Below are 26,642 nucleotides of genomic sequence, written 5' to 3'. Positions count from 1 at the left end.
ATTTTTGCAGTATAGGACACGCTGAGGGCTAAATCATTTTAGCCCTCTAAATCATTTTAGCCCTTTTTATTTAATGCCTAACGTCCTTTTAGATAGCAAGAACCGGTACACTGGCAGTTCATCGCCTACTTTTGAAGCAATAAATCCAGATGACATATAGCTATCTTTTGATTCTGGTTCAAGGGCAAGTGACAACAAATTCGTTTGCGGCTGCGCCGTGAAATATACCTTTGTCCCTTTTGGTAGCTGACGTTTCTTTTGGGTGAGTTCTGTTTCAAGCTGAATATCTGTTTTGCTCTTTTCGTCTCGTTTTGTTACTTGATAGGCTTGTACCGGTACTTTTACACTGGCAGGCAATGTGATACTTTTTAACCCTAAGGTTTGAAGCTTCCGTTCTACCCCTTCATGTCCAGGTAAAACAAGATAAGCTGTCGGTCGTTCTCTCGATATGACAGGAATAGCATCGCTCGCACTGTGAAAGCGTACAGGGACATTGATGGTCTGTCCTTTTTCAATATCTACCATTTCAAGCGAATCATCCACCGGCGCTTTGAAATCATCTTGAATGACCACTTGATCGTCATCATTCGATTGGAGACCTTTTTTCACCAGCTTCAAACGCTCCGTCACCATTTGCTGCTTCACCTGCTTTGCATGTTTCACCGTTGTTTCAATGATTTTTTCATGAGTGGTGACTTGTGCTGCGACGCGGCGGGTAAAGTCCTCTCTTCCAATTCCAATCCCTCTGCTTTCTACAAGAAAGGATAGCGCTGGGGAGAGCGCCAGAGCATTTCGACCAATTCGTGCATCCGTTCCGCCTTCATAGAGATCGATCTTTCCATCCTTTCCTCTTGTGCTTGTATAATATAAATCATTTGAAAATCCTTGATTTGTTAGCGTTTCACGGACGCCGTTCACGTATAATTCATTTGACGTGAGCCGGATGCTTTCTGGAATATTCAAGTTCTTCCCTGATAAGATCAGTAAATCGTGATATTTGAGTGCACCCGCTGATCCGATATCATCAAACTGTTTTTGTCCTACATCGTATTCATGGGCATCAATGACCACTTCTGGTGCATACCGATTAAATTCTTGATGCAGGGCTGTGAGCTCTGGAGATTCTAATGTCATATGATCACGGTTTCCATCCATTCCGTTTGCAAGTCTGCGGTCAAACGCATAAGCACCATCAGGATTGATTCTCGGGACAATGATGATATTGACATGATTGAGTATACGCTCTCCTTGTTCACCAGCTAATCGTTTTGCGATGACGAGAGCAGATTCACCGGAGGCTGGTTCATTTCCGTGTATTTGTGCTTGAAGCCAGATCGTTGGCTTTTTTGAAAGTGGAGAAATATGACGATCCTTTGTAAAGTAGAGGGCTGGAATGGACCGTCCTTCAATGGATGTTCCAATCTGCTTCTGCGTAGCGTAAGGACTTTTGCGGACAATATCACGTAAGAATTGTTGAAGCTCTTCTTGTGTGGTGAAGGCTTCTCCTTTTTTCTGAAATGCGGGGGTATCGAACGTCTCATCAGGCTCAGGGTATAGCTTCTTCACTGAGGCTGGCTGTTCATAACTCTTTCCATAATAAGGGGTGTCTGCATGAGCTGAATCTGGACTCACCATCGACAAACTTCCTGCTATGAGGCATACTGCAGCAAAAAGAATCGTGCCTTTTCGTTTGGACATGCTATCCTCTCCCTTCGTTGATTTGCATTATAAAGAAAAAAACAGTAAAAGTGTCAGTATTTTTCAAAAATATATCTTTTGGAGGAAAAGGCATGTTTTTTGTATAGGGCAAATGAATTGAGCCTGCTCGGCAATATGACCTAAAAAAAGTGCCTGCTCAGGTAGCAGACACTCTTTTATTTACCAAATGGAAATGGCCCCAATGAGTACCGACATGACCGTCATGGCGACAACTGCAAGCACAGCCCATTTCATGCCAAACTTCTGATGCTGATCCAGTGATACCCCAACAAGTCCAACAAGTAAATGAGTGGATGGAACAAGTGGGCTTAACATATGAATCGGCTGGCCAATAATAGAGGCTCTCGCGATTTCAATTTTATCAACACCGTATGCTGCCGCTGTTTCTGATAGGATCGGCAGGACCCCATAAAAGTATGCATCATTCGGCATAAAGAACGTAAATATCCCGCTCGTTAACGCAACAATGACTGGAATAAAGCCGCCAAGCTGCTCTGGAATGGCAGATACAATCGAAATCGCCATTTCATCGACCATTTTTGTGCCTGTTAAGATGCCTGTAAAAACCCCTGCCGCAAATATCATGGAAGCAATCGCTAAAACGTTGGTTGAATGAGCCGCAATCCGCTCACGCTGCTGTTCAAGGTTCGGATAGTTCACGATAATCGCCACACAGAATGCAAGAACAAATAATACCGTTAAGCTGACTTTTCCAGAGACGAGAAGGAGCACCAATAACAACGTAAGCGACAGGTTAAACCACCAAAGTTTCGGTCGCTTGATGTCATCCTGTAGTGCCGCTGCCATTTCATTTGCATGAATCGGCTGTTCGAGCTCAATGACACCAAGACGCTTTCTTTCAGACTTCCCAAGAAAGTATGCCACCACAATCATGCTCAAAACCCCTGCACCAATGACTGGAATCATCGGACCAAATAAAAGTGATGGATCAACACCAAGTGCACTCGCCGCTCTAGGTGTGGCTCCTCCCCATGGAATCGTATTCATAATCCCCATGCCAACTCCGGCAATCCCCGCTAAAATAATCGGCCGGATGCCAAGCAGCGTAAATAATGGAAGCATCGCTGTTGTTGTAATCATGTACGTTGTTGTCCCATCACCATCAAGTGCAACAAGCATGGTCAGGACAGCTGTTCCGACGACAATTTTTAATGGATCGCCTTTGACAATGTTTAAAATTTTCGCCACCATCGGATCAAATAAACCCGCATCAATCATAATGCCAAAGTACAAAATCGCAAACATGATCATGACCGCTGTCGGTGCAACTTGCTGCACACCTTTGACAACCATGTCTGAAATTTCAGTAAAATGAAAACCTGCAATAAGAGCAAAAGCAATTGGTGTTAATACCAATGCCGTTAAAACAGACATACGTTTCGTCATAATCAAAACCATAAATACAACCATCATAAGAAATCCTAAGATTGCTAGCACTTTGTTCACCCCTTATGTTGTATACGCTTTCATTAAATGTTGGTATCCCATTTCCAACCCTTTCTGTCATGATATCTGACGCCTCAATTGAAGTAAATATTATGAATTTTAATTCTTTTTCGGTCGATAAATGCTTTTTGTTCATTTTGTTCAAACCTTGGTTTTGATGAATTCCATGAAAAAAAGCGATCTCATTCGACCGCTTGTTCCCCTTGGATAAACTGCTCATATCGCCTTAATTGCTCTTCCATAAAGATCTTTGCCTCTTTACTGTTCATATAGCGACCTGTCCAGCCCTTTTGCTTTAATTGTTTTTTCCAGGACTTAGTCTGTGTCATTTTTTGAAGAAGCTGATCCCATTCACGAATCTCGTGCTGATTCATTTGTTTGGGTCCCATGACACCACGCCAATGAGAAAAGATGAGCGGGATTCCTTGCTCTTTCCAAGTAGGCACATCTTCAAATCCCTCTAAACGCTGATTGGTTGTGGTCGCTATGAGTTTTAGCCTCTTCTTTTCATAATCATGACGAACCTCTGTAATCGTTGTTGTTGCTGCATCCACCTCATGGTCAATGAGCGCCTGAAATAAATCATCTGCACTGTCAAACTTCAAAAATTGAATGCGGTATGGATCAATTCCTGCCATTTCTGCCGCTCGTGCGAATGAGATTTGATCATCATTTCCAAAGTCTGGGGCAAATCCAATTTTTAAGGAATCCGGTTTCTTCTTTAGTGTGTTTAATAGCTCCTTCCCATTTGAAAAGGGAGAATCCACTGGGACTGCGACGACCTGCCACTCTTCCGCAAGAATCGCAAGTGGCGTGACATCATTCATTGTCATGTTACTGCTGCCAAGCAAATTACGGCTTAACAATAAACTTGAATTCAAACTAATATAGTTGGTATCTCGCTCCAACATATATGTCCATCCTTTATCCACCGTTCCGCCTCTTTGATAAAGGATATTCACCGGCCGCTTCACCAGCTTTTCCTTCTCGAGCACTGATTTCATCACTTGAGCTGTTTGGTCAAATCCGCCGTCAGGGACACCAGACACCACGATAGATAATGGGCTGTGCTGCAGGAAAGAGTCACCTCCCTTTTTTTCATTAAAGGTGAGCGTCATACAAAGACATATTATGATCACGACAAGGCATATTGCTTTTTTCATCTTTTAAGACTCCGCTTGCTTTTTGGCAGGATAATATTTTCGCTCTGGTCTGCCAATGATTCCGTACGCAAGCTCTGCCCGGCATTCTCCTGTTGTCACGAGATACTCAACATACCGTCTCGCTGTTGTACGTGATGCCCCCATCTTTTCTCCTAGTTCTTCTGCTGTAATTCCATTATTCTCTGATGCCATCAATGTTTTCACCTTGTCCAAAGTCAGCGAATTGATGCCTGTAGGCAGGTCTCTGTCATCCTTTTCCTTCGGCTCTTCTTGCATCTGTCCAAAAAACAAATCAATCATCGTTTGATTGACTTCATCCTTGGAATTGATGATGTCTTTCTTCTCTTTATATTCGGTTAAAACTTGCGCAAACTTTTGTGCGGTCACTGGTTTGATTAAATAATGAACCACTCCGTATTGAAGGGCATCTCTTAAAAGTGTCGTTTCCGTAGCCGCAGTGATAATAATCACATCTATTTCTGGATAGCGTTCTCTTAAAAGCGGCAACAGGTTTGTGCCGAGCTCATCGGGCATATACACATCAAGCAAGATGAGGTCGACTTGTTCCTTTTGAAGCGCATCCCACATATCCTTTGCACTCTTTGCCTTTCCGGCGACTTGAAATCCTTCTATTTGTTGTATATAAGATGCATGAATGGCTGCGATTCGAAAATCATCCTCCGCAATGAGTACCTTCATCACAATCTATTCCCCCTTTGTGCCTTTCGGTATGTATGCAGTGAAGATGGCACCGCCTTCTTTTTGGTTCGTCACTTCAATCCAGCCCCCAAGTTCGTCCAATACTTCTTTCACATTCGCTAGTCCATAGCCTCGCCCTTCTCCCTTTGACGAATGACCCCTTGTAAAAATGTGTGACAATTCCTTATCATTGATGCCATCACCTGAATCAGAAACTTCTATAATAATATCAAATCCAATATCTGTGATAAACAGACCTACTTCTCGCTTCTCTTTGTTTAATACGGCCTCAAAGGCATTGTCTACAAGATTGCCAATGATGGTGATAAAGTGAGATAAACTTAAATGAGCGGGAAGCGGCTCCAATGAACTATTTTCATCAATCTGGAAATGAACCTTTTTCTCAGATGCCTTTCCTAATTTCCCTAGTAAAATAGCTTGAATTTTAGGAGAACGAATTTGCTTCATGAGTAAATCATGCTGACGATTTTGCAGCGTATATTCTTCCTTAATTAAGTCGATCGCTTCATCCACTTGTTTCAGCTCAAGCAAGCCTAAAATGGCGTACAGCTTATTTGAAAACTCATGTGTTTGCGCTCTAAGGTCTTCTGAATATTGGCTTACCTCTGTTAATGTATCCAGCAGCTTCGTCAGCTCTGTTTTCTCCCTGAAGCTCACAATTCCTCCGAACACTCTATTGTCCTGCTTAACTTTTTTCACGTTTAACACAAAGGTTTTATTATTGACGACTATTTCTATGTTAGGCTCAATCGTCTCTACCGTTAAATAGGATAGAAGATTAGCATTTGGCAAGACTTGGTCAATATGAAGGGGTCGCTTTGAAGAAACGCGCAGCATGTGTTCAGCTGACGTATTCATCATCGTCATCGCACCTTTGCGGTCAAACGCAATAATCCCCTCTTTAATGGCGAGCAGCATCGCTTCTCTTTCTCGGTATAATGATGCAATCTCATGTGGTTCAAGCCCCAATGTATCTTTTCGAATACTCCTTGTTAAAAAAATCGCTCCGAATAGGCCAGGCAAGAGCACAAGAAGGGCAATATAACTCAACTTGAATAGTTGATGAGCTGTTGCTTGGTCGATTTCTCTTTTTAAAAATTCGACAGTAACTATCCCAATAATTTCTTCATGCTGTCCTGTTTCTTTCATAATCGGCGCACTGCCTCTGACAACGGTTTCACCGTCAGAATCACCAGTGGATATGGAGGTTCCTCCAAACAGCAAAGTACTCCTTCCTTCCGATACACTGATGGTTTTACCTACATCCTCATGATTCGTATGAAAAAGGACCTTTCCTTTTTGATTGGTGATGAAGATAGCATGTCCTCTTACTTGCTCCTTCATTTGCTCAAGCACTGCCTGTTCTTCATTTTTCGATGCAGATGTGGCCACCGATGTTTTAATGGGCGGCATATATGAGATTGTTCTAGCGGTTTGCACCGCCAGTTGTTCTGCTTGCCGCTGCCTTTCTGAGGTCTGCAAAAAACCAAAACAAATGGTCAATAACGCAATGACAACAAGCAAAAGCCCGATAATTAATCCAAAAATTTTCGTTTGTAAAGTGACTTTCCTTTTGCCCATCCTCACCGCCACAACCCCTAATTCAAGTAGATTCATCGAATAGACTCTAAGAAAATCATATCATTTTTTCTTGCGAAGTTAAGAGAAAATTCATGCAAACAAAAAAGGACGACTCAAATCGAGTCATCCCTGTTTCAATTACGTGATGGATAAGCCTGCACTCGCATAACCTGCCACGGTGTTAATTAAAGATAAGCCTGTTGCAGTCGCAGAGAATACAACCAGTAATCTTGTTTCTGCTGTAACTGGCACATTCAGACCAGTAGCAATGCCGTTTGAAATGGCACCAAGAGTTAAAATCCCCGTTAATGGTGGTGCCAACGTGACACTCGCTACTTGAGTGAAGCTGTTATTTGGTGTCGGCGAAGCAAATAATCTAGCTGTCACTGTAATACTCGTGCCGACTAAAGTCAATGCTGCCGTAGTACTAAAGTATCCGGCAAATGAAGTAATAGTACCATCTCTTGGTACAGAGATTGCCATATTTAAAAGCGTACCTGCTGCACCTGTTAAGTCGATGATACCACCAAGTATGCTAACGCCTGTTGCAGAGCTACCAAATCCGACCAAGCTAGATGTTCCAACAAGACCGCCTGCAATTGTAGTCAAGACAGCAGGGGTACCTGATGCAACTGGAATAATCGCACTCGCTCCAATTACTCCAGTTGCTCCCGTTGCTCCGGTTGCTCCGGTTACTCCGGTTACTCCGGTTACTCCGGTTGCTCCGGTTGCTCCCGTTACTCCGGTTGCTCCTGTTACACCCGTCGCTCCGGTTGCTCCCGTGACTCCAGTCGCTCCGGTTACTCCGGTTGCTCCCGTTACTCCGGTTGCCCCCGTTACTCCAGTCGCTCCGGTTGCTCCGGTTGCTCCGGTTGCTCCCGTTACTCCGGTTGCTCCTGTTACACCCGTCGCTCCGGTTGCTCCCGTTACTCCAGTCGCTCCGGTTACTCCGGTTGCTCCGATATCTCCGGTTGCTCCGGTTGCTCCGATATCTCCGGTTGCTCCCGTGACTCCCGTTGCTCCCGTTGCTCCCGTTACTCCGGTTGCTCCGATATCTCCGGTTGCTCCGATATCTCCGGTTGCTCCAGTTACTCCAGTTACTCCAGTCGCTCCGGTTGCTCCGATATCTCCGGTTGCTCCGGTTGCTCCCGTTACTCCAGTCGCTCCGGTTGCTCCGATATCTCCGGTTGCTCCGGTTGCTCCCGTTACTCCAGTCGCTCCGGTTGCTCCGATATCTCCGGTTGCTCCCGTTACTCCAGTCGCTCCGGTTGCTCCGATATCTCCGGTTGCTCCCGTTACTCCAGTTGCTCCCGTTGCTCCGGTTACTCCGGTTACTCCGGTTGCTCCGATATCTCCGGTTGCTCCGGTTGCTCCAGTTACTCCAGTCGCTCCGGTTGCTCCCGTTACTCCAGTTGCTCCCGTTGCTCCGGTTGCTCCGGTTACTCCGGTTACTCCGGTTGCTCCGGTATCTCCCGTTACTCCGGTTGCTCCGGTTGCTCCCGTTACTCCTGTGACTCCGGTTGCTCCTGTTACACCCGTCGCTCCGGTTGCTCCCGTTACTCCAGTCGCTCCGGTTACTCCGGTTGCTCCCGTGACTCCAGTCGCTCCCGTTACTCCGGTTGCTCCGGTTACTCCCGTGACTCCAGTCGCTCCCGTTACTCCGGTTGCTCCCGTTACTCCGGTTGCTCCGATATCTCCGGTTGCTCCGGTTGCTCCAGTTACTCCAGTCGCTCCGGTTGCTCCGGTATCTCCCGTTACTCCGGTTGCTCCGGTTGCTCCCGTTACTCCTGTGACTCCGGTTGCTCCTGTTACACCCGTCGCTCCGGTTGCTCCCGTTACTCCAGTCGCTCCCGTTACTCCGGTTGCTCCCGTTACTCCGGTTGCTCCCGTGACTCCAGTCGCTCCCGTTACTCCGGTTGCTCCGGTTGCTCCGGTATCTCCCGTTACTCCGGTTGCTCCGGTTGCTCCCGTTACTCCAGTCGCTCCGGTTACTCCTGTTACACCCGTCGCTCCGGTTGCTCCCGTGACTCCAGTCGCTCCCGTTACTCCGGTTGCTCCCGTGACTCCGGTTGCTCCGATATCTCCGGTTGCTCCAGTTACTCCAGTCGCTCCGGTTGCTCCGATATCTCCGGTTGCTCCCGTTACTCCAGTCGCTCCGGTTGCTCCGATATCTCCAGTTACTCCAGTCGCTCCGGTTGCTCCGATATCTCCGGTTGCTCCCGTCGCTCCGGTTACTCCGGTATCTCCTGTTACACCCGTCGCTCCGGTCGCTCCGGTTGCTCCCGTTACTCCAGTCGCTCCGGTTGCTCCGATATCTCCGGTTGCTCCAGTTACTCCAGTCGCTCCGGTTGCTCCGATATCTCCGGTTGCTCCCGTTACTCCAGTCGCTCCGGTTGCTCCGATATCTCCAGTTACTCCAGTCGCTCCGGTTGCTCCGATATCTCCGGTTGCTCCCGTCGCTCCGGTTACTCCGGTATCTCCTGTTACACCCGTCGCTCCGGTCGCTCCGGTTGCTCCCGTTACTCCAGTCGCTCCGGTTGCTCCGATATCTCCGGTTGCTCCCGTCGCTCCGGTTACTCCGGTATCTCCTGTTACACCCGTCGCTCCGGTTGCTCCGGTTGCTCCCGTTACTCCAGTCGCTCCGATATCTCCGGTTACTCCGGTTGCTCCGATATCTCCGGTTGCTCCAGTTACTCCAGTCGCTCCGGTTACTCCGGTATCTCCTGTTACACCCGTCGCTCCGGTTGCTCCGGTTGCTCCCGTTACTCCAGTCGCTCCGATATCTCCGGTTACTCCCGTTACTCCGGTTGCTCCGATATCTCCGGTTGCTCCCGTTACTCCAGTCGCCCCGGTTACTCCGGTTGCTCCCGTTACTCCAGTCGCTCCGATATCTCCGGTTACTCCCGTTACTCCGGTTGCTCCGATATCTCCGGTTGCTCCCGTTACTCCAGTCGCCCCGGTTACTCCGGTTGCTCCCGTTACTCCAGTCGCTCCGATATCTCCGGTTGCTCCCGTTACTCCAGTCGCTCCGGTTACTCCGGTTGCTCCCGTTACTCCAGTCGCTCCGGTTACTCCGGTTGCTCCCGTTACTCCAGTCGCTCCGATATCTCCGGTTGCTCCCGTTACTCCGGTTGCTCCAGTTACTCCGGTTGCTCCAGTTACTCCGGTTGCTCCAGTCGCTCCTGTGATTCCCGTGGCACCGGGATATCCTGTGGCTCCCGTGGCGCCGGTTGCTCCTGTAGCTCCCGTGGCGCCGGTTGCTCCCGCAGTTCCTGTAGCTCCTGTGGCTCCCGTGGCGCCGGTTGCTCCCGTGGCGCCGGTTGCTCCTGCGGCTCCCGTGGCGCCGGTTGCTCCGGGATCTCCTGTGGCTCCCGTGGCTCCCGCAGCTCCTGTAGCTCCTGTGGCGCCGGTTGCTCCTGTGGCTCCTGTGGCGCCGGTCGCTCTTACTCCGGGTCCTATTGGCCCCGTTGGCCCTGTTGGACCTGTTGGACCTGCTGGGCCTCTCCTACCTCTACCTCCTGACGGACCTTGAATAATACAAACACAAGGATCTTTTCCGCAGCAAGAATTTTTCTCTGGGTTTCTTGTTCTTCCTTTCTTACAACTATCACATTCCCATCCATCATCCTTATACACATCATACCAGCTTCCTTTTTGGTAATGGCCTTTAGAATGAAAGGGATAGGTTTTTCCACATTGTCTACACCTTTTCATAGAATCACCCCCATCCATTGTATTCATCCCCATGGTGAAAGGTGTATGTACATTTTTATTTTTATTTGGAAAAATTGAAAAGACCTTGCACTCCATGCACAAGGTCTTTGTTTCATTGAAATCTCATCGTCATTTTTAAATCTTTTCCTACCATACTATATTCAATATCCGCTGGACGGATCGCCTCTTTTAGTTTTTTCACACCTTCTCCTTCGAAGAAAGTAGGCGCATGTTTTCCACCTATCAATAAAGGTGCCATATAAATAACAACTTCATTTACAAGTGACGCTTCTAAAAATGATGCACTCACGCTTCCTCCTGCCTCTACAAGTACCGACATCACAGAACGCTTCTTTAACATGTTTAACACTTCATGAATATCTGTCCGTTGTTCCCCGTTTGTGACAAATACTTCATACCCTTTTTGCACAAGCTGATCATACTTTTTTTGATCGTACATTCGTGAGGTACAAATAATGGTTTCCGCCATGTGATCTGTTAAGCATTTAGCATGAAGCGGAATTCTTAATGTGGAATCTAAAATGACACGAATGGGCTGGGTGATGAATGAATCCTTCACAATTAAACCTGCATCATCTTGAATAATCGTTTCCACTCCTGTAAGTACCGCATCTGCTTCTTGGCGCAATTGCTGCACTTCTTGCCTCGCTTCTGTTCCTGTGATCCATTTACTTTCAAGATCAGCCGTTGCAATTTTCCCATCTATTGAAATAGCTGATTTTAATATGACGTAAGGAAGGTCTGATTGAATGAAATGAAAAAAAGGCACATTTAAGCGGTCCGCCTCCTGTTTACATATTCCTTCATCTACTTCGATCCCTGCTTGTTTCAACACGGTAATCCCTTTACCTGCTACAAGCGGATTCGGATCTTGCGTCGCAATGACTACCCGTTTCACACCACTTTTGATAATCGCTTCTGTGCAAGGACCCGTTTTCCCATGATGCGAACAAGGTTCGAGCGTTACATACAGATGAGCTCCTTCTGCCTTTTCTCCTGCCATGTGCAGTGCATGAATTTCAGCATGCGGTTCACCTGCCTTCATGTGAGCACCCATTCCAACAATTTCACCTTGCTGTACAATGACTGCACCGACAAGCGGGTTTGGGGAGGTTTGCCCTTTCATTGCCTTTGCGTTGGCAATCGCCAGTTTCATATAAAACACATCGTCTTTCATGTGAGTCTCCTTTCTTCTCTTTCAAGGGAAAGAACTCCTTCAGGAAATGAAGGAGTTCTATTCTCATATTTTTTCCATCCGTTTCTTTTCAGATCGATCATAGTAAGGCAAGGAATAAAAAAGTTTATATGATGCTCGTTGTTTACAAAAACAGCATTTGCGACATTCATATTTATTAATGAGGAGCACATGCGGACAATTGAGTACAGTCAGGCCTTTTTTCATATGTTCCTTGCAAACACTTATCATGAGAATCCCCCGCTTACATTCTTTTTCTTAATGAGAGATTACTTCTTTTGGAAATTGTTCAAATAAGCGCAGTACTTCGGTATACGTGCCATCTTCTCGAATATGATAAATCCCACCATCATACGAGCTTGCGTATACATCATTGCCTAATTGTCTGATGGCACTAATTCCATTCTTGGCAATTCTAATTGGGCCGGTATTGACCCCAAGCTCTGGATTCCACACAACGATATAGCCCCAATAATCTCCGCTCACAATATAGCCAGAGTCTGTGACAGAGACCGATTTAATCGAATACTGGTGTTCATTATGCTGGTCTAAAATTCTTCCTGTATGCAAATCAAACAATCTCACATTCTTGTCACGGCTGACAATGGCAATACGATCTCTTTTGCTATCAATGAATACGTCATTTAACAGCTCTGTCGCCCCGATATATTTCGCTTTTAAAGACAAGCTCTTCTTATCTAAAAGACAGATGGTTCCTTCTACTGCGGCTGTGATGATATGATCTCCTTCTACTTTTAGTGCTTTCACAGCACAATCGTGTGCTTTGGAACGGCCAACTTCCTTTAAATGCTCCGTCGATATGACATGTACATAGCCGCCGTAAGTTCCAATATAGAATTGCCGGTCCTCCTCGTGGAAATACACACTGTTGACCGGCCCTGTATTGAGATCAAACGAAACCATTTGCTGTAATGATTCATGAACAATATGCACCTGACTTGCATGATCTCCCCACGCATAATAGCTTCCATCTCGTGCGACAGCCACTCCATTTGTTAAAACGCCTGTCGATTTAGCGATTTCAAGCCCATTTTTTCTGAATTTTCCGTCATCTGATGCTGTGATGATATCTCCCGCATCAGTTAGCGCAATATCATTAATAGATGGTGTCGCCATTTCGATCTCATCTGATACAACTTTCCCCTGTTCAATAGACCATTCACAATACGTTTTTCCAAAGCTGGCTCCTAGGATGGCTTTCTCATCCTCCGTCCAGACAAGCGAGCGCTCCCACTGATATTTATGAGGCAACAGCGTATCGACTAAATCCCCTGTTTCGTAATTCCACAGCTTAATTAAATGGTCATAGCCTGCTGTCAGCAAGTAATTGCCGCTTGGAGAAAAGTTCACACGCTTGACGCCCTGTAAATGAGCTTTGATGATTTTTTTCTCCTGTAACGTCACCGCATCATAAATAATAACGGTGCCATCGTCTCTGCCAAGTGCGAACACTTCTTTTTGATTGCTGCCGCTGATTGTGTCCAGCTCATAATCAAACGGACCGATTTCCCCTACAATTTCTCCTGTATCATACAGCCATACAAGAACGTAGCCATCATCACCTGTTGTATAAGCTTTATCGCCGTGTATCCATACAGCTAATACATCCTTGCTATGTCCATGAAATTCTCTTAGGATGGCTCCTGTTTCGATATCCCAGACTAAGCATCTTCTATCTCTGGACACCGATACAAGCAACGTATCCTGCTTCGCAAAAGCAACGGCTTCTACATCATCCGCATGACCAAACAAGGTGCGAATTCTAGTATGTGTGCCTGTATCATACAATTGAATGGTGTAGTCTGACGAAGCACTCGCTAAGTACTTTCCGTTTTCAGAAAGAGATAAAGAGTTAATGATATGCTCGTGACTTCCAATAAACGTTCCTTCTCCTGTCGCCCGGTTCCACTGATAAATACAGCGGTCATAGCCGCCAGTGTAAACAATTTGGTCCTGCTGAGTTGATAAAACAGATGTAATTGGTCCTCTATGCATAGTTTTACACTCCCACCTTTATATGTTGTTTTTGACGAGTCATTACACGAAACCCAGTAAATCGAAAAACAGGGTCTGGGTGCTTTCCGTGTCTTCTAGCGACTCTGCATAAATCCCCGCCTCTTGCAAAGGAGCCGCCTTTTAAAATGTAGTAATCACTGCCAAGCGTTTCCGTTAAATCATCTACGACCTCAATGCCGCCTTCGTACACATGATTTTTGGTGTTGACCCATTCCTCGACGTTGCCCCCCATATCATAAAGACCGAATAAGGATCTTCCCTTTTCGTAATGGCGGACAGGCGTCGTTTTTTCGATATTTGATTCGTACGTATTACAGTAAGAAGGGTCAAACTCATCTCCCCATGGGTATTGATTTCTCGTGTTACCCCGGGCAGCATATTCCCATTCTTCTTCAGTAGGAATCGACACGTCTATCCCGAGTTTCCCGCTCAGCCACTGACAGAATGAGAAGGCTTCCTCGATCTCCATGCCCCACGCCGGATGATCTTTCCCGCCGCCTAGTTCTTGATTTGTTAAGCTCTCCGGGTACGACTGGCCTGTTTCATCACAATAGCTTTGATACCATTCATTGGTGACGACCGTATCTGAAATGAAAAATTCATTGATATACGACTGATAGGATGGAAATTCTTTATACAGCCATTTTTGAAATTTTTTCTCACGGCCGTAAGTTGGATTGAGAAGCTTGTCCTTCCAGAATTCTGATGCCTTTTTCATATCTTCTTCATTACTTCCGATTGTTGCATAGCCGCTTGGGATTTGAATCCAATTGATTTCAGGTTTCACGCTTTTCTCCCGCCTTCTTTAAAGTAAACTCATCTACTGATTAATTAATTTTTTCTCATCGACCATATGTCCTGAGGCTGCTTTTGCTTTTAAATAGGCTTCATTATAGAGAGAGGCTTCGACCGTATGATCAAACCGTAAAACAGGAAGACCGTAAGCAGCAATGGAATCGACTTTATCTGGATTGTTCGTTAGGAGATGCATTGGTTTCCCGTTGTTTAAATAGTGCAGAACAGCCGCTGCCTCCTCGTAATGCCGGTCATCATCTCCGCAGCCAATCAGACGGTTGGCTTCAAAAGTATCCAGCTGCATTTCCTGTAATTTATACGTCAATGCTTTCGCCATCAGCCCAATTGACCGCCCTTCTTGATTGGCCATATAGACGAGCATGCCTTTTCCGTAATCAGTGATTTTTTTCAGCGATAACGCAAGCTGTGGACCGCAGTCACATTTCAGTGACCCAAACACATCCCCTGTTTGGCAGACACTATGAATTCGCACAAGCGGCGGCATTTCATTTTCAAAGTCGCCAAATAAGAGACAAGAGGAAAAGGTTTGCTGCGCGGTACTCATTTTGACAATAGATTCGATCGTTGGTTTTGTCTCTTCTTCAGCAGGTGCGAAGGCATACCATTTAAATGGCACTTCTTCATGTTGAATGGAAATCGGAAGGTTCACTGGCCCCACGAGCAAATAGTTTTTTTCTTGAAAGGTAAAATGATGAATCATTGATTGTAATTCATCTACAAACTTGTTCATTTGTCTCCCCCCTATTCATCGCTGCACCCAAATCGACTCAGGTAGCGCAGTGATGGTGATGAATATGTGTCTGCACTCATGGCTTAAAAGAACATAGATGTGCGTTTCCTCTCATCGTTCAGACCTTAATTCCACCTATTCTAGCGATATGTCAATCTAGGTCTTTTCCAGTACAAAGGAGCAGAATTCTTGGTTCATAACGCCTTTCCCTTACATGATGCGCACATACTGTTTCTTAGAATGAACACCTCTGCTACGTTTGAGTGTTCACCTTTGTACTAGATTTTGACGGCAATGACATGATGCTGGCTAATGCCGGCTTTTGCTTTTAATGGTGTAATCGATACAAGCTCCAGACCTGATGAACAAATTCTTTCTCCAAGCTGAGAGTCTGAAAACGAAAAGTGGAAACGGCCATCCTCTCCGATTAATCCTGTTCTCCACTCTTCTCCCCATACAACAAGTGAGAAGACGCCGCCTTCATGAAGCAAAGAGGAAACCTGTTTTAAATAACGCTCATGATCATCAGGGTGCTGGTGATGAAAGCAGCCATGATCTAAAATTAAATCAAACTGCATCCCTCGACCCTGGCCCATCGACCAGGACATAAAATCTTGATGAACAAAATGGACAGGAACCGTTTCTCTTTTCTGTAATCCTTCCCACTCCTCATGCTCATACAGGTCGATGCCGACATATGCGGAAAGTCCGCTTAAATGTTCCAGCGCCCGGCCGTTCCCGCATCCGATATCGAGCACAGCAGCAAGTGCATTCTTTTCCCTTGAACGCCATGCCTTTAATGACATCACAGCTGCATCTGTTAAGGATGGATCAGTAGACCACATATCTGTTCTTTTCTCATAATGTTCTTGAAATGCCATACGCATTTTTTCTAGATACAATCCACTGTCTTCATGGTACAAAGCTTTTTTCATCACAGGACCTCCTTCTATTAAAATCGATTTTTCGGGCAAAGGTCATTTTCAAGCAAAACACCTTATGTTAAAATGAAAGATGGATTTTTTAGGAAATCTGTTTTCTGAAAAAGGAGAGAAGCATCCCACATGTTCACTCTTCTTTTTCAGCATGCATCCTCATATGCAGCCATTTGACAGCTACACCGCATCAGCTTGTTATCTCTTTTTTTCATATGAGTTCACCTCCTTCACCGTTCGATCAACTCACTGCCTTTATTGAAAACGCTTTCTCTTCTGTACAGGAATACGACGTCTTTTGAATATCTTTTGCAAAGTGATCATAGTAGAAAGATCATCTACTGTTTAAATCGACTATCATTTCTTCTTCATGTAAAAACCATTTTCTTATGTTTTAGTAGAAATTTCACGAGTGCTTTTACCTTGGTTTTATGCCACCACCTATCACTAGAGTGTGCCTAGAATAAACCCATCAGAAATTTAACAACTACTTCCATAACAACTGGAATAAGCCAAATATATTGTTTTTAGATTATTTTGTCAACAAATTATTTCCTAAATATTAAAATGAATTTTCTAATTGAAAATACAGGTATTTTTCGTGGTTTTTTGACCTCAAAACACATATTTCTACATAAAAACACAACATAAACCAATAGAACTAAGAAATTTATCTACTAAATTACACAAGATTCCCATTACATTTTGAAAAAAATTGAAAGATACAATAATTATTTCCCGAATAGATTTTTGTGATATTTCGACTATTCTTTTCTCATTTCCTATCATTTTCTTTGGTATATCTGCATTTTCAATTAGATGATTTACTGTTTATTCCAATCTGCTATTTTTTCTTAATATAGTAAAAAAGATGCATCCTCTCCTTCAGAGATGAAGGCATGAAAAAAAGCCCCTTACGAAAGTAAGAGACTTTTTTCAGTTGGCGTTTATGCCCAAGTTTTCACTTTTTCATGGTCTGTCACAAAGAGAAGGACTTTCCCTTCGTCTAAATGTTCTTCAAATGTTTCAGCTTCTTCTTTAGAGAAACCAATTTCATGGATTTTATTTCGGAGCTCATCGCCCTTTTTACTAAAGATGTTTCCAACAGCATGTTTCAGTCCAACTTCTCTTGGACCTATCGTATTGGCATCTGCATTTTCAGCAATACGCTCTGTACGATCATCGTCATGGGACAGAACATAAATGTCCTCTCTTGCAACACCGAGTGATTTTAATTGCTCTACATCTCTTTGAAGTGTTTCATCATTTGAATACTCTCTTACAACAGGTTTCATTTTATATTCCTCCTTTAGCGTCTTACGAATCTTTTACCCGTCACTTTTATCATTAAACCTTCCTTGAGCACATCCATTTTACATTGTGTACTAGCCATGCCTATTGACTTATTTTTGACAAAAATCCTGTAAAAATGACTAAATTTTCTGAAATATTGTGTTCATCCCTGCTGTTTTATTGTACAATTCTTGTACTGGAGGCTAGAAATGAGGTAGAGCTGATGTATTACTTTTCAGCGGAACAGCAGTTTAATGCTTGGGTTGTCAGTGATTTGGTGAAACAGCTTTTTCAAAAGTGGAATCCTGAAGAAGCAAAAGCAAAGCCGCTTACATTGTTTGCTGAACAGCACTTTCGCATCTCCATTGATTATCTCTTTTCCATCATTATCAATATTGGAGATATCGAGTCGATTGAACAAGATCCACAAGACCTGTTGTCCTCATACTTGAATATCCTTTTTCCTTTTGTGACGCGCGATATGATGAAAGCCTCTATGCAAAATGCGAACGAATATTTGTTAAAAGAACGTGATGCGGACGTGTATCAGCTGTTTGGCTGTCTGCCGCCGCTCCTCTCTGTTGACTTCCAAAAAAGTAGTCCTCATCTCTGAGATGGCGGCTGCTTTTTTGTATGTGTTTGAAATAGACCGTATGTTTTGAATGAAAAGAAGCAACATGTTAATGTAAATCTAGGTTGCAAGTGAAAGGGAGGATTTGACATGAGTCAACAAAAGCAAATTCAATTAGCCAAACGTCCACAAGGATTACCTACAAAAGATGTTTTTCATTTTGAAACAGTCGATATACCTGTGCCGCAAGATGGTGAAGTCTTGATTCAAACGAAATATGTTTCTGTAGATCCTTATATGAGAGGACGAATGCAGGATACAAAATCCTATACACCTCCATTCAAGCTAAATGAAGTGATTCAGGGCGGTGTTGTTGGAGAAGTTGTCGAGTCTAAATCGCCTCAATTTGAAAAAGGTGATTTTGTTCTTGGATTCCTTGGCTGGCAAGAATATTCCACGGCCAAAGCTGAATCTCTCACTAAAATTGATCCATCTATTGCGCCATTGTCCTATTATTTAGGCATTTTGGGCATGCCGGGACAAACCGCTTATTTCGGACTTCTTGCGATTGGTCAGCCAAAAGAAGGCGAGACCGTTGTCATTTCTGGGGCCGCAGGTGCTGTTGGTTCCGTTGTTGGGCAAATTGCTAAGATCAAAGGCGCTCACGTCGTTGGGATTGCGGGATCTGATGATAAGCTGGCTTATTTAAAAGAACTGGGCTTTGATGAAACGATTAATTATAAAACAACAAATGACTTAGATGATGCTATTGCAAAGGCATGCCCTAACGGCGTCGATGTGTATTTTGACAATGTAGGCGGCGAAATTTCTGATGCTGTGATGAATCATTTAAACCGCTTTGCACGTATTCCAGTGTGCGGCGCGATTTCGTCTTATAACATTAGCGCAAGCGAGGACATCGGACCGCGTGTGCAAACAAAACTCATTAAAACAAGCGCATTGATGCAAGGCTTCATTGTTGCCAACTATTCAGATCGTTTTGAAGAAGCAGCAAGAGATCTCGCACAATGGGTAAAAGAAGACAAACTGACGTATAAAGAAACAATCGTTGAAGGCTTTGACAACATTCCTGATGCATTCCTCGGATTATTCAAAGGTGAAAATGTCGGAAAACAGCTAGTCAAAATTTCATAAAAAGAAAGGACCCTGCCATTTGGAACTGACCCCATAAGATGAGACAAATAAAAAACACCTTCAAGTTTGAAAATGGATCGTTGTGATCCGAAATAAAACATGGAGGTGTTTTTTCTATGGGGACAAGAGTGAGTTATCCGGTTGAAGTCAAACAGAAGGCTGTAGAAATGAGATTGGCAGGCGTACCTATGAAAGAGATCATGCAGAAATTGAATATCAAGAATAAGACGCAGGTTCAGACATGGGTGAGGTGGCATAAAGCTGGGGATACACACCGGTTCGAACAGCCTGTTGGAAAACAATATACCTATGGAAAGGGTCCCGAGTACTCTTCCGAATTAGAGAGACTGCAGGCAGAAAATCGCTATTTGAGTCAACAGAATGAAGTTTTAAAAAAGTACAACGAATTGGAAAGGAAGTTGATAAGGAAACGTCAATCAAACTGGTAGAAGAATTGTGCAAAACGATGACGGTACAGGACATCTGTGTCCATTTAGGCATCTTACGTACTTCGTATTATAGATGGAAAAAGGATCTGACTCAGAATCATTCTAAAAGACAACTAGAGAAACAGGTCGGCACGTTGTGCCGAAAGCACAAATATCGATATGGTTATCGAAAAATCACAGCCATACTAAAAAGGAGAATGCGTATTAACCATAAAACTGTTCAACGCATCATGCAGAAAAACCAGTGGCAATGCCGGGTTAAAATGAAAAAGCGTAAGAAGAATGGGCAGCCCTATGCCGTGGCCAGTAATATACTGGATCGGAACTTTCAGTCTGATCGCCCTCTTGAAAAACTAGTAACGGACATCACGTATTTGCCTTATGGACAGAAACAATTGTACCTTTCCAGTATATTGGATTTATATAATGGAGAAGTGATTGCTTTTACGATTGGTGATAAGCAGGACACAGACTTTATCTTAAACACACTTAATCAGCTCCCAGCACTGCCTGAGAATTGCGTGTTACATAGCGATCAAGGTTCTGTGTATACATCTTACGAGTATCAGAAAGCTGTTCATATAAAAGGCATTACCATGAGCATGTCCCGTAAAGGGACGCCCGCTGATAATGCCTCCATCGAATCGTTTCATTCCTCACTAAAGTCTGAAACGTTCTATCTTAACAGGATTGACCGCACTACGACCAGCATCGTAGAACGCACTGTCAAAGAATACATTTATTATTATAACAACATTCGTATTCAAACGAAACTAAACAACCAATCACCGATAAACTATCGGCAATTGGCTGTATAAAGGTGTTTTGATCCCTGTCTCAAAAACGGGGGTCAGTCCCATTTGGCGGGGTCTTTTTTTATTTATATAATAAACATTTAATAATTATTGGTAATTTTTTTAGATTTCTTATCTTGAAAAAATAAAAGAAAAACTAAACCAACTAGAATTGTACTGACAATAGCATAACTTTCCAACAAAAAGGATATTTTTATAGAAAGCAGCAAATCTGAACTATAATTCACTTCAATCAGATATATAAAGAGCAAACCTATAAAAAAAGAATACATGAAACATATAATTAATTCTTTAAATAAACCCCATAATGTCCAATTAGGTGGTTTCAATGATGATGGTTTATTCACAGAATTGAATTGTTGTTTTTCTCTTAATTTGAAATTCAATTTAGTCATTAACACGATAACTAGATTAATAATAATACTGAAAATTAGAATGTTACTCAGTTTATTAATAAAACTTAGTAGTGAAAGTTGTTTTTCAATTTGTTCATGTTTATTTTCGTGGTTACCCTCCTGATTATTATCATACATTTTCTTAATAGATAATTGTGTCTTTTCATATGCTTTGGCACTTACTTTTTCTTTTAGATAAATGTATAATTCTAAATAACCTTCGAATATCTTTTCATTTTTTACTAGCCTTTCGGGTATAGCAATAGACAAACCACTGTTCTCTATATGTATACCATTAAAGTTTAAAGTATAACTTTTATTAATAATTTTTCCAACTTTCAAATCCCAATCTTTATATTTAATTTCGTTTTTTTCATCTAAATCTATTCTCTCTAACTTTATACTATCTCCATCTTTAATTTTGTCCTCTTTCATTCCATTAATTGAAGGGAAGAACATAAGAATGGAGTCACTTTGATACTTATTTTTCAACTTATATTTACTTGTTAAACTAGTCCACTCTTGTTTATTTAAAACATAGTAGTTCACATTAGGTATTGGCGTCAGCTTCTTTTTTATCGGTAATTTTTTTATTTTATTTTCGAGATCAATAGGTGTTTGATATGTATCATCTTTTTCACTCATATTACTAACCCAACTTTTTAAATATCGAGATAGATTACTCTCATTTACAGATAGAGAAGTTCCAATCGAATAAGGAACCTTTTCTATATAATTTATGGTATCATCCTTCTCTAACTTTTCAATATCTCTAAATTTAAACGTGTTTGCTTTTTGATCTTCAATAACGTAATTGTTAACTAAATCATATGCTACTGTTTGTTTTGCAAAAAGACTAAAGTCCGGTTCATTTTTAAGTTTTTTAGGAGTGTTTTCTTCAACTATTAGATTCGAAATATAATAAACCGGTATAAATATCGCCACAATAACAATAATTGTTAAATTCCCCTTCCAGGAAAATGCATTATCTTCTACAAACTTCTTCTTTGGTATATTGACACTTTCTTTACCACAATATTTCCTATTGAAGAAAGAAGTCGATTGTTTCATAATATAAATAATATCAACACAGAATAATATTATTAACCAAGATAAGATACCTAAAAAATCGACTTGAAAAAAACCATTAATAAAAATATTTGTCAAAAAGAATATAATAGTACCAAAACCTGTTAATAGAATAGCTTGGCTTAAAAAATAAAATACAATCTTTTTTTTGTTAAAGCCATATGATTTAAATATTTCTTCAATTTCATTCTCTTGCTTCTTAAAATGAACACTCTTCGTATAAATTAAACTAATTAAAATTATAAATAATGAAATTATAATAAAGGAAAGTCGCAAAGTAGGGATGGATTGTTTATAAATAAATTCTTCCTCAAAAAATTTAGTATTCAGATACACATTTTCTGACTTATCAAAAAGATCATTTATAACCTTAACTGCTTCATCAAAGTCATGATATTCATTTAGCTCTATCAGTGCACTAGTATTAAGCTGCGTTTTATTCATTAAATCATTGTTAAATATAACATTAGGATAGCTTGTTTTTCCTATTTTATAGTTATTTGGAGTTGTCCAATTTGAGGAGTAATTTTTTATAACGCCTACTATTTTATAGTATTTTTCTGTGTTATTTATTTTTATTTTAACTTTTTCTCCAATTGCATTTCCAGTAAACGCCTCTTGTAGATATGATTCAATAGTTACTTCGTTATTCCTTTCTGGATATCTTCCCTTTTCAATTATTATATGGCCCATTTCTTTAGCTTGAAAATCCATGGTACCGAAAGTTGCAGGCAATTTAGTATTGTTAAAAGAATTTGTATAGCCCATGTTTTTTATAATACCGTAATGCTTAATACTCTTTTGAGCTTTTATATAATCTTCTTCATTTTGTTTAATACCATTGACCACTGCATGAAAGGCTCCATACTTATTAGTTGTATTCCTTTCCAACTTTTCAATTAATTTATTTGCTTCTGCCTCACCGAAGGTTATTATAAACATAGATAATGTCATTAAGATGATTACCGACGCTGAAAACCATTTTTTCGATAAAACTGTCTTAAAAGCTAGCTTGAATATCATTCTATGCACCTCGAATAACTAACATATATCAAAGAAATACAAATTAACTATGAATTCAAATATAATCTCTTAGTAAATTGATCTTTATATTAATATATCATTAAATTATACATATAAATGAAAAGAAGCGAGAGGTCTCCTCAATAAGTTGAGGGAACTCATGCTTCTTTTGCCGTACCTAATATACTCTCTTCACTAGAAAATTACTGTCTAATTTCTCCAGACCCATTTAGGCCCACACCATCTTTAGTTTGAGTATGTTTAGTTACAATAACTCTATAATTTCCTTCTTGGACCTTGCCGATTGATTTGGTACTTTTATTAGGGGTTTTAAAGTTTTCAGCAATATATTTCTTACCAAACCCAATAAAATTTTTTTTCTGAACTGCCACACTGTAACGGTGTACGCTATTACTATAATTTCCTGTGATTTTATTATATATTCTAGCATTAGAATAAATTTTTGTAGTTTTATTTTTAAGTTTATATTTTACCGGTCCTTTTACTTCGGCTCTTACTATATCGTTTTTTCCTCCTATACTAAACTTTTGGGTACTTGCTTCTCCTAGATGAGCAAAACCAAAAATAGTAAAAAACCCAATTACTACAAGAGCCGTTAATTTTTTAAAATGTTTTTTCAATTTCCTTACCTCCTATATTTTATACATTTATAATTTTAATACATTTTTTTCTACATATCAATATATATTCCAAAAAAAATATTTTCAGCCAAAAAAACGATTACTAGATCATTAATCTTAAGTAATCGTTTCTTCCTGTATTTTTTATATAGAAAAAATTCGGCCTTGCTTATAAACAATTTCCTGAAGCGAAAGATTTAGCTTTTTCGCCATTTTTTTAAGCATAGAATGCTCTTGAGGTGTGACTAGGCTGATAACAGCCCCTTCCTTTCCTGCGCGCCCGGTTCTGCCTGAACGGTGGATATAGCCTTCTTCGTTTGGCAGATCAGCATGGATCACGTACGGCAGATCGTCAATATCGATCCCTCTTGCTGCGATATCCGTTGCAAGAAGAAGTGGGAATTCACGCTGTTCAAATTCCTTTAAGATGATAGCACGCTCTGCTTTTTTCGCTTCACTATGAAGGACACCGAGGTCGACATGGTGATACGCCAATTTCTCTGCGTAAATGCTTAAATTCGTAATATCACGCACAAAGACGAGCGCATGCATGTCCTCAAGCCGTGATAGCTTTTGCAGTAGTTTTACTTTGTCTCGCTGGTCACATAATAGATAATAGTGTCCTACTTTCTGCGCTTCTTCCTCACTTCTGGCAATTTTCAATACTTCTGGTTCAGTCGTCATTTCTTTAATCAGTTGAACCGTTTCGTCTTTCAGTGTCGCAGAAAAACAAAGGATTTGTCTTTCTTTTAATGTGGATTTAATGATCGCTTGGATCGTTTTCATATGCTCTGGCACAAGAAGCTGATCTGCTTCATCTAGCACGATCGTTTTGACTTCGTGCATTTTCAGTTTCTTGATTTTGATTAATTCTTGTACACGGCCAGGTGTTGCGACAACGATGTTCGGGTGTTTCTTTAGTTTTTCCTGCTGCTTTTTGATGTTCGCTCCACCAATCAAGGAGACCGCTTTGATGTCTGATCCTTGTTTGAACGCTTGCACGACATCAAAAATTTGCATCACAAGCTCTCTTGATGGTGCCAAGATTAAGACTTGCGGGTGCTTGATATCCACATCGATTTTATTTAAAAGCGGCAACACATACGCCAGTGTCTTCCCCGTTCCTGTAGGCGATTCTGCAATCACATCACGCTTCTCCGTAATCCATTCTGCTGTTTTTTCTTGTATAGCTGTTGGTTTTTCGAAGCCAGCCGCTTGGAAGTTCTCTTGAATAAATGGCTTTGCTTCTTTTAAAAATGCCCAATTTTCTATCATGTCGATCTCCTTTATCCTCATTCAATCTATCCTTTAGTATCTCAAAATCAGCTTTGAAACGCAATTTTTCTTTTGATGCTTTTATCAAGCCGGACAGTTCGATATAATCATGAGAGGCACTAGCCGTTTTGAATCTATTTGAGGTGTAAAAAATGATATTATCTGTTAAAGATTTAAGCCATGGCTTTGGCGACAGAGCCATTTTTCACGAAGTCTCCTTCCGTTTATTAAAAGGCGAGCATGTCGGCTTAATTGGCGCCAACGGTGAAGGAAAGTCAACGTTTATGAATATTATTACTGGCAAGCTGGAGCCAGATGCAGGAAAAGTGGAATGGGCGAAAAATGTCCGTGTCGGCTACCTTGATCAGCACACTGTGCTAGAAAAGGGCAGAACGATCCGCGAAGTGCTTCAGGATGCATTCCACTATTTATTTTCCATGGAAGCAGCGATGAATGACATTTACGGCAAAATGGGTGAAGCCGATCCTGATGAGCTGGAAAAGCTGTTAGAGGAAGTGGGCGTCATTCAAGATGCGCTCACAAACAATGATTTCTATATCATTGATTCCAAGGTTGAAGAAATAGCGAGAGGTCTTGGGTTAACCGATCTTGGACTGGACCGTGATGTGACGGAGCTGAGCGGCGGGCAGCGTACAAAAGTATTGCTTGCGAAATTGCTGTTAGAGAAGCCAGAAATTCTCCTTCTCGATGAGCCGACCAACTATTTAGATGAGCAGCATATTGAGTGGCTGAAGCGCTATTTACAGGAATATGAAAATGCGTTTATCCTCATTTCACATGATATTCCGTTTTTAAATAGCGTCATTAACTTGATCTATCATGTTGAAAATCAAGAGCTCACGCGCTATGTTGGTGATTATGATCAATTTAAACAAGTGTACGAAGTCAAAAAGCAGCAGCTTGAAGCAGCTTATAAAAGGCAGCAGCAGGAAGTGGCTGAATTAAAGGATTTTGTGGCAAGAAACAAAGCGCGTGTCAGCACAAGAAATATGGCCATGTCCCGTCAGAAGAAACTGGATAAGATGGATATGATTGAACTCGCAGCAGAAAAGCCAAAGCCTGAATTCCACTTTAAGACGGCACGGACTTCCGGGAAATTGATTTTTGAAACAAAAGATTTGGTCATTGGTTATGATGAACCGCTCTCTCGTCCATTGAATCTGAAAATGGAACGCGGGCAAAAAATTGCGCTATACGGCGCTAACGGGATCGGAAAAACGACATTGCTGCGAAGTCTCCTTGGAGAAATCTCGCCAATTTCGGGTGAGGTGGAACGCGGAGAATTCCTTCATATTGGCTACTTTGAGCAAGAAGTAAAAGAGCAAAACAGCAACACCTGTATTGAAGAAGTATGGGGCACCTTCCCTTCTTACACGCAATATGAAGTGAGAGCTGCTCTTGCAAAATGCGGATTAACGACAAAACATATTGAAAGCCGCGTGTCTGTTTTAAGCGGTGGAGAAAAAGCAAAGGTCCGTCTTTGTAAGCTGATCAATGAAGAAACCAACCTACTTGTTCTCGATGAGCCGACCAATCACTTGGATGTCGATGCCAAAGAAGAACTAAAACGTGCATTAAAAGAATACAAAGGGAGCGTCTTATTGATCTCTCACGAACCTGAATTTTATCAAGATGTAGCAACTGAAACTTGGAATTGCGAGTCTTGGACGACAAAAGTATTATAGGCTTCAAATTGTTGACAAAGGGCTAAAATGATCTTTATTTTAGCCCTTTGTCTTCTTTTCAGCGTGATAGAAAACCTTTGAAGTCTAGGAAGGACGAGTACCGGAGTGGAGCGAATTGAACATTCGTGAGCA

Annotated in this window: 19 protein-coding genes; 4 read left to right on the top strand and 15 right to left on the bottom strand. The window is 42.0% G+C overall.

Annotation, left to right across the window (positions count from 1 at the left end; genetic code table 11):
• Nucleotides 1–66: 66 nt before the first annotated feature.
• The 12 genes from MKY18_RS03740 to MKY18_RS03685 all read right to left on the bottom strand — a co-directional run bounded on the left by MKY18_RS03740 (nt 67) and on the right by MKY18_RS03685 (nt 17,393).
• Entirely contained in the window at nt 67–1,698 is a 1,632-nt protein-coding gene (locus MKY18_RS03740) for a M14 family metallocarboxypeptidase (protein WP_113768270.1), read from the bottom strand.
• Nucleotides 1,699–1,878: 180 nt separating this feature from the next.
• A complete protein-coding gene (locus MKY18_RS03735) occupies nt 1,879–3,177 on the bottom strand; it encodes a citrate:proton symporter (protein ID WP_044142226.1) in 1,299 nt (432 codons plus the stop codon).
• A 191-nt stretch (nt 3,178–3,368) separates the two neighbouring features.
• Nucleotides 3,369–4,349, bottom strand: coding sequence for a tripartite tricarboxylate transporter substrate-binding protein (locus MKY18_RS03730; protein ID WP_044142228.1), 981 nt, complete (start codon nt 4,347–4,349; stop codon nt 3,369–3,371).
• A gap of 3 nt (nt 4,350–4,352) precedes the next feature.
• Nucleotides 4,353–5,051, bottom strand: coding sequence for a response regulator (locus MKY18_RS03725; RefSeq protein ID WP_126741147.1), 699 nt, complete (start codon nt 5,049–5,051; stop codon nt 4,353–4,355).
• Between the two features lie 3 nt (nt 5,052–5,054).
• Nucleotides 5,055–6,650 (bottom strand): sensor histidine kinase, encoded by a 1,596-nt coding sequence (locus MKY18_RS03720; RefSeq protein WP_342497821.1) that lies wholly within the window; start codon nt 6,648–6,650, stop codon nt 5,055–5,057.
• 138 nt (nt 6,651–6,788) lie between these two features.
• Nucleotides 6,789–10,364 (bottom strand): collagen-like repeat preface domain-containing protein, encoded by a 3,576-nt coding sequence (locus tag MKY18_RS03715; protein WP_342497736.1) that lies wholly within the window; start codon nt 10,362–10,364, stop codon nt 6,789–6,791.
• A gap of 112 nt (nt 10,365–10,476) precedes the next feature.
• On the bottom strand, nt 10,477–11,562 hold the full coding sequence (gene ribD / locus MKY18_RS03710; protein WP_342497735.1) for a bifunctional diaminohydroxyphosphoribosylaminopyrimidine deaminase/5-amino-6-(5-phosphoribosylamino)uracil reductase RibD: 1,086 nt from the start codon (nt 11,560–11,562) through the stop codon (nt 10,477–10,479).
• A 276-nt stretch (nt 11,563–11,838) separates the two neighbouring features.
• Nucleotides 11,839–13,596, bottom strand: coding sequence for a WD40 repeat domain-containing protein (locus tag MKY18_RS03705; RefSeq protein ID WP_342497734.1), 1,758 nt, complete (start codon nt 13,594–13,596; stop codon nt 11,839–11,841).
• 4 nt (nt 13,597–13,600) lie between these two features.
• Nucleotides 13,601–14,404, bottom strand: coding sequence for an SUMF1/EgtB/PvdO family nonheme iron enzyme (locus tag MKY18_RS03700; protein ID WP_044141256.1), 804 nt, complete (start codon nt 14,402–14,404; stop codon nt 13,601–13,603).
• A gap of 33 nt (nt 14,405–14,437) precedes the next feature.
• Nucleotides 14,438–15,163 (bottom strand): GTP cyclohydrolase II, encoded by a 726-nt coding sequence (locus tag MKY18_RS03695; protein WP_342497733.1) that lies wholly within the window; start codon nt 15,161–15,163, stop codon nt 14,438–14,440.
• A 278-nt stretch (nt 15,164–15,441) separates the two neighbouring features.
• Nucleotides 15,442–16,098 carry a methyltransferase domain-containing protein gene (locus MKY18_RS03690; protein WP_113768261.1) on the bottom strand — a complete coding sequence of 219 codons (657 nt, stop codon included), beginning with the start codon at nt 16,096–16,098 and terminating at the stop codon, nt 15,442–15,444.
• A gap of 947 nt (nt 16,099–17,045) precedes the next feature.
• Nucleotides 17,046–17,393 carry a general stress protein gene (locus MKY18_RS03685; RefSeq protein WP_044141254.1) on the bottom strand — a complete coding sequence of 116 codons (348 nt, stop codon included), beginning with the start codon at nt 17,391–17,393 and terminating at the stop codon, nt 17,046–17,048.
• A 221-nt stretch (nt 17,394–17,614) separates the two neighbouring features.
• On the opposite strand from MKY18_RS03685, the gene MKY18_RS03680 reads away from it, so the two are divergent.
• From MKY18_RS03680 to MKY18_RS03670, 3 genes are all read left to right on the top strand, one after another.
• A complete protein-coding gene (locus MKY18_RS03680) occupies nt 17,615–18,004 on the top strand; it encodes a YfmB family protein (RefSeq protein WP_003214189.1) in 390 nt (129 codons plus the stop codon).
• Between the two features lie 108 nt (nt 18,005–18,112).
• Nucleotides 18,113–19,117 carry an NADP-dependent oxidoreductase gene (locus MKY18_RS03675; protein WP_185108703.1) on the top strand — a complete coding sequence of 335 codons (1,005 nt, stop codon included), beginning with the start codon at nt 18,113–18,115 and terminating at the stop codon, nt 19,115–19,117.
• Nucleotides 19,118–19,233: 116 nt separating this feature from the next.
• Nucleotides 19,234–20,384, top strand: a protein-coding gene (locus tag MKY18_RS03670; protein WP_185108217.1) for an IS3 family transposase whose coding sequence is annotated in 2 segments (ribosomal slippage) — nt 19,234–19,507 and nt 19,507–20,384 — 1,152 coding nt in all. Because the reading frame shifts where the segments join, the coding sequence is not laid out codon by codon here.
• Between the two features lie 77 nt (nt 20,385–20,461).
• Here the strand turns inward: MKY18_RS03670 and MKY18_RS03665 are convergent.
• The 3 genes from MKY18_RS03665 to MKY18_RS03655 form a co-directional block, all read right to left on the bottom strand.
• On the bottom strand, nt 20,462–22,888 hold the full coding sequence (locus tag MKY18_RS03665; RefSeq protein ID WP_185108943.1) for an ABC transporter permease: 2,427 nt from the start codon (nt 22,886–22,888) through the stop codon (nt 20,462–20,464).
• Nucleotides 22,889–23,091: 203 nt separating this feature from the next.
• A complete protein-coding gene (locus MKY18_RS03660) occupies nt 23,092–23,529 on the bottom strand; it encodes a hypothetical protein (RefSeq protein WP_185108941.1) in 438 nt (145 codons plus the stop codon).
• Nucleotides 23,530–23,673: 144 nt separating this feature from the next.
• Nucleotides 23,674–24,804, bottom strand: coding sequence for a DEAD/DEAH box helicase (locus MKY18_RS03655; RefSeq protein ID WP_185108939.1), 1,131 nt, complete (start codon nt 24,802–24,804; stop codon nt 23,674–23,676).
• A gap of 152 nt (nt 24,805–24,956) precedes the next feature.
• Between MKY18_RS03655 and MKY18_RS03650 the strand changes: the two genes are divergently transcribed.
• Nucleotides 24,957–26,510: an ABC-F family ATP-binding cassette domain-containing protein gene (locus MKY18_RS03650; RefSeq protein WP_044141251.1), complete on the top strand. Its 1,554-nt coding sequence runs from the start codon at nt 24,957–24,959 to the stop codon at nt 26,508–26,510.
• The last annotated feature ends 132 nt before the right edge of the window (nt 26,511–26,642 follow it).

This window comes from Bacillus sp. FSL R7-0672 (assembly GCF_038601465.1).
Classification (GTDB): Bacteria; Bacillota; Bacilli; order Bacillales; family Bacillaceae; genus Bacillus; species Bacillus pumilus.
The sequence above is the reverse complement of the archived record's forward strand: the minus strand, read 5'-3'. Positions and strand labels throughout refer to the sequence as shown.

Bases quoted from the DNA above. Each gene is read 5' to 3' on its own strand.
- MKY18_RS03740 (WP_113768270.1), bottom strand. From the start codon at position 1,698: ATGTCCAAACGAAAAGGCACGATTCTTTTTGCTGCAGTATGCCTCATA.
- MKY18_RS03730 (WP_044142228.1), bottom strand. From the start codon at position 4,349: ATGAAAAAAGCAATATGCCTTGTCGTGATCATAATATGTCTTTGTATG.
- MKY18_RS03720 (WP_342497821.1), bottom strand. From the start codon at position 6,650: ATGGGCAAAAGGAAAGTCACTTTACAAACGAAAATTTTTGGATTAATT.
- MKY18_RS03715 (WP_342497736.1), bottom strand. From the start codon at position 10,364: ATGAAAAGGTGTAGACAATGTGGAAAAACCTATCCCTTTCATTCTAAA.
- ribD (WP_342497735.1), bottom strand. From the start codon at position 11,562: ATGAAAGACGATGTGTTTTATATGAAACTGGCGATTGCCAACGCAAAG.
- MKY18_RS03705 (WP_342497734.1), bottom strand. From the start codon at position 13,596: ATGCATAGAGGACCAATTACATCTGTTTTATCAACTCAGCAGGACCAA.
- MKY18_RS03695 (WP_342497733.1), bottom strand. From the start codon at position 15,163: ATGAACAAGTTTGTAGATGAATTACAATCAATGATTCATCATTTTACC.
- MKY18_RS03690 (WP_113768261.1), bottom strand. From the start codon at position 16,098: ATGAAAAAAGCTTTGTACCATGAAGACAGTGGATTGTATCTAGAAAAA.
- MKY18_RS03685 (WP_044141254.1), bottom strand. From the start codon at position 17,393: ATGAAACCTGTTGTAAGAGAGTATTCAAATGATGAAACACTTCAAAGA.
- MKY18_RS03680 (WP_003214189.1), top strand. From the start codon at position 17,615: ATGTATTACTTTTCAGCGGAACAGCAGTTTAATGCTTGGGTTGTCAGT.
- MKY18_RS03675 (WP_185108703.1), top strand. From the start codon at position 18,113: ATGAGTCAACAAAAGCAAATTCAATTAGCCAAACGTCCACAAGGATTA.
- MKY18_RS03665 (WP_185108943.1), bottom strand. From the start codon at position 22,888: ATGATATTCAAGCTAGCTTTTAAGACAGTTTTATCGAAAAAATGGTTT.
- MKY18_RS03655 (WP_185108939.1), bottom strand. From the start codon at position 24,804: ATGATAGAAAATTGGGCATTTTTAAAAGAAGCAAAGCCATTTATTCAA.
- MKY18_RS03650 (WP_044141251.1), top strand. From the start codon at position 24,957: ATGATATTATCTGTTAAAGATTTAAGCCATGGCTTTGGCGACAGAGCC.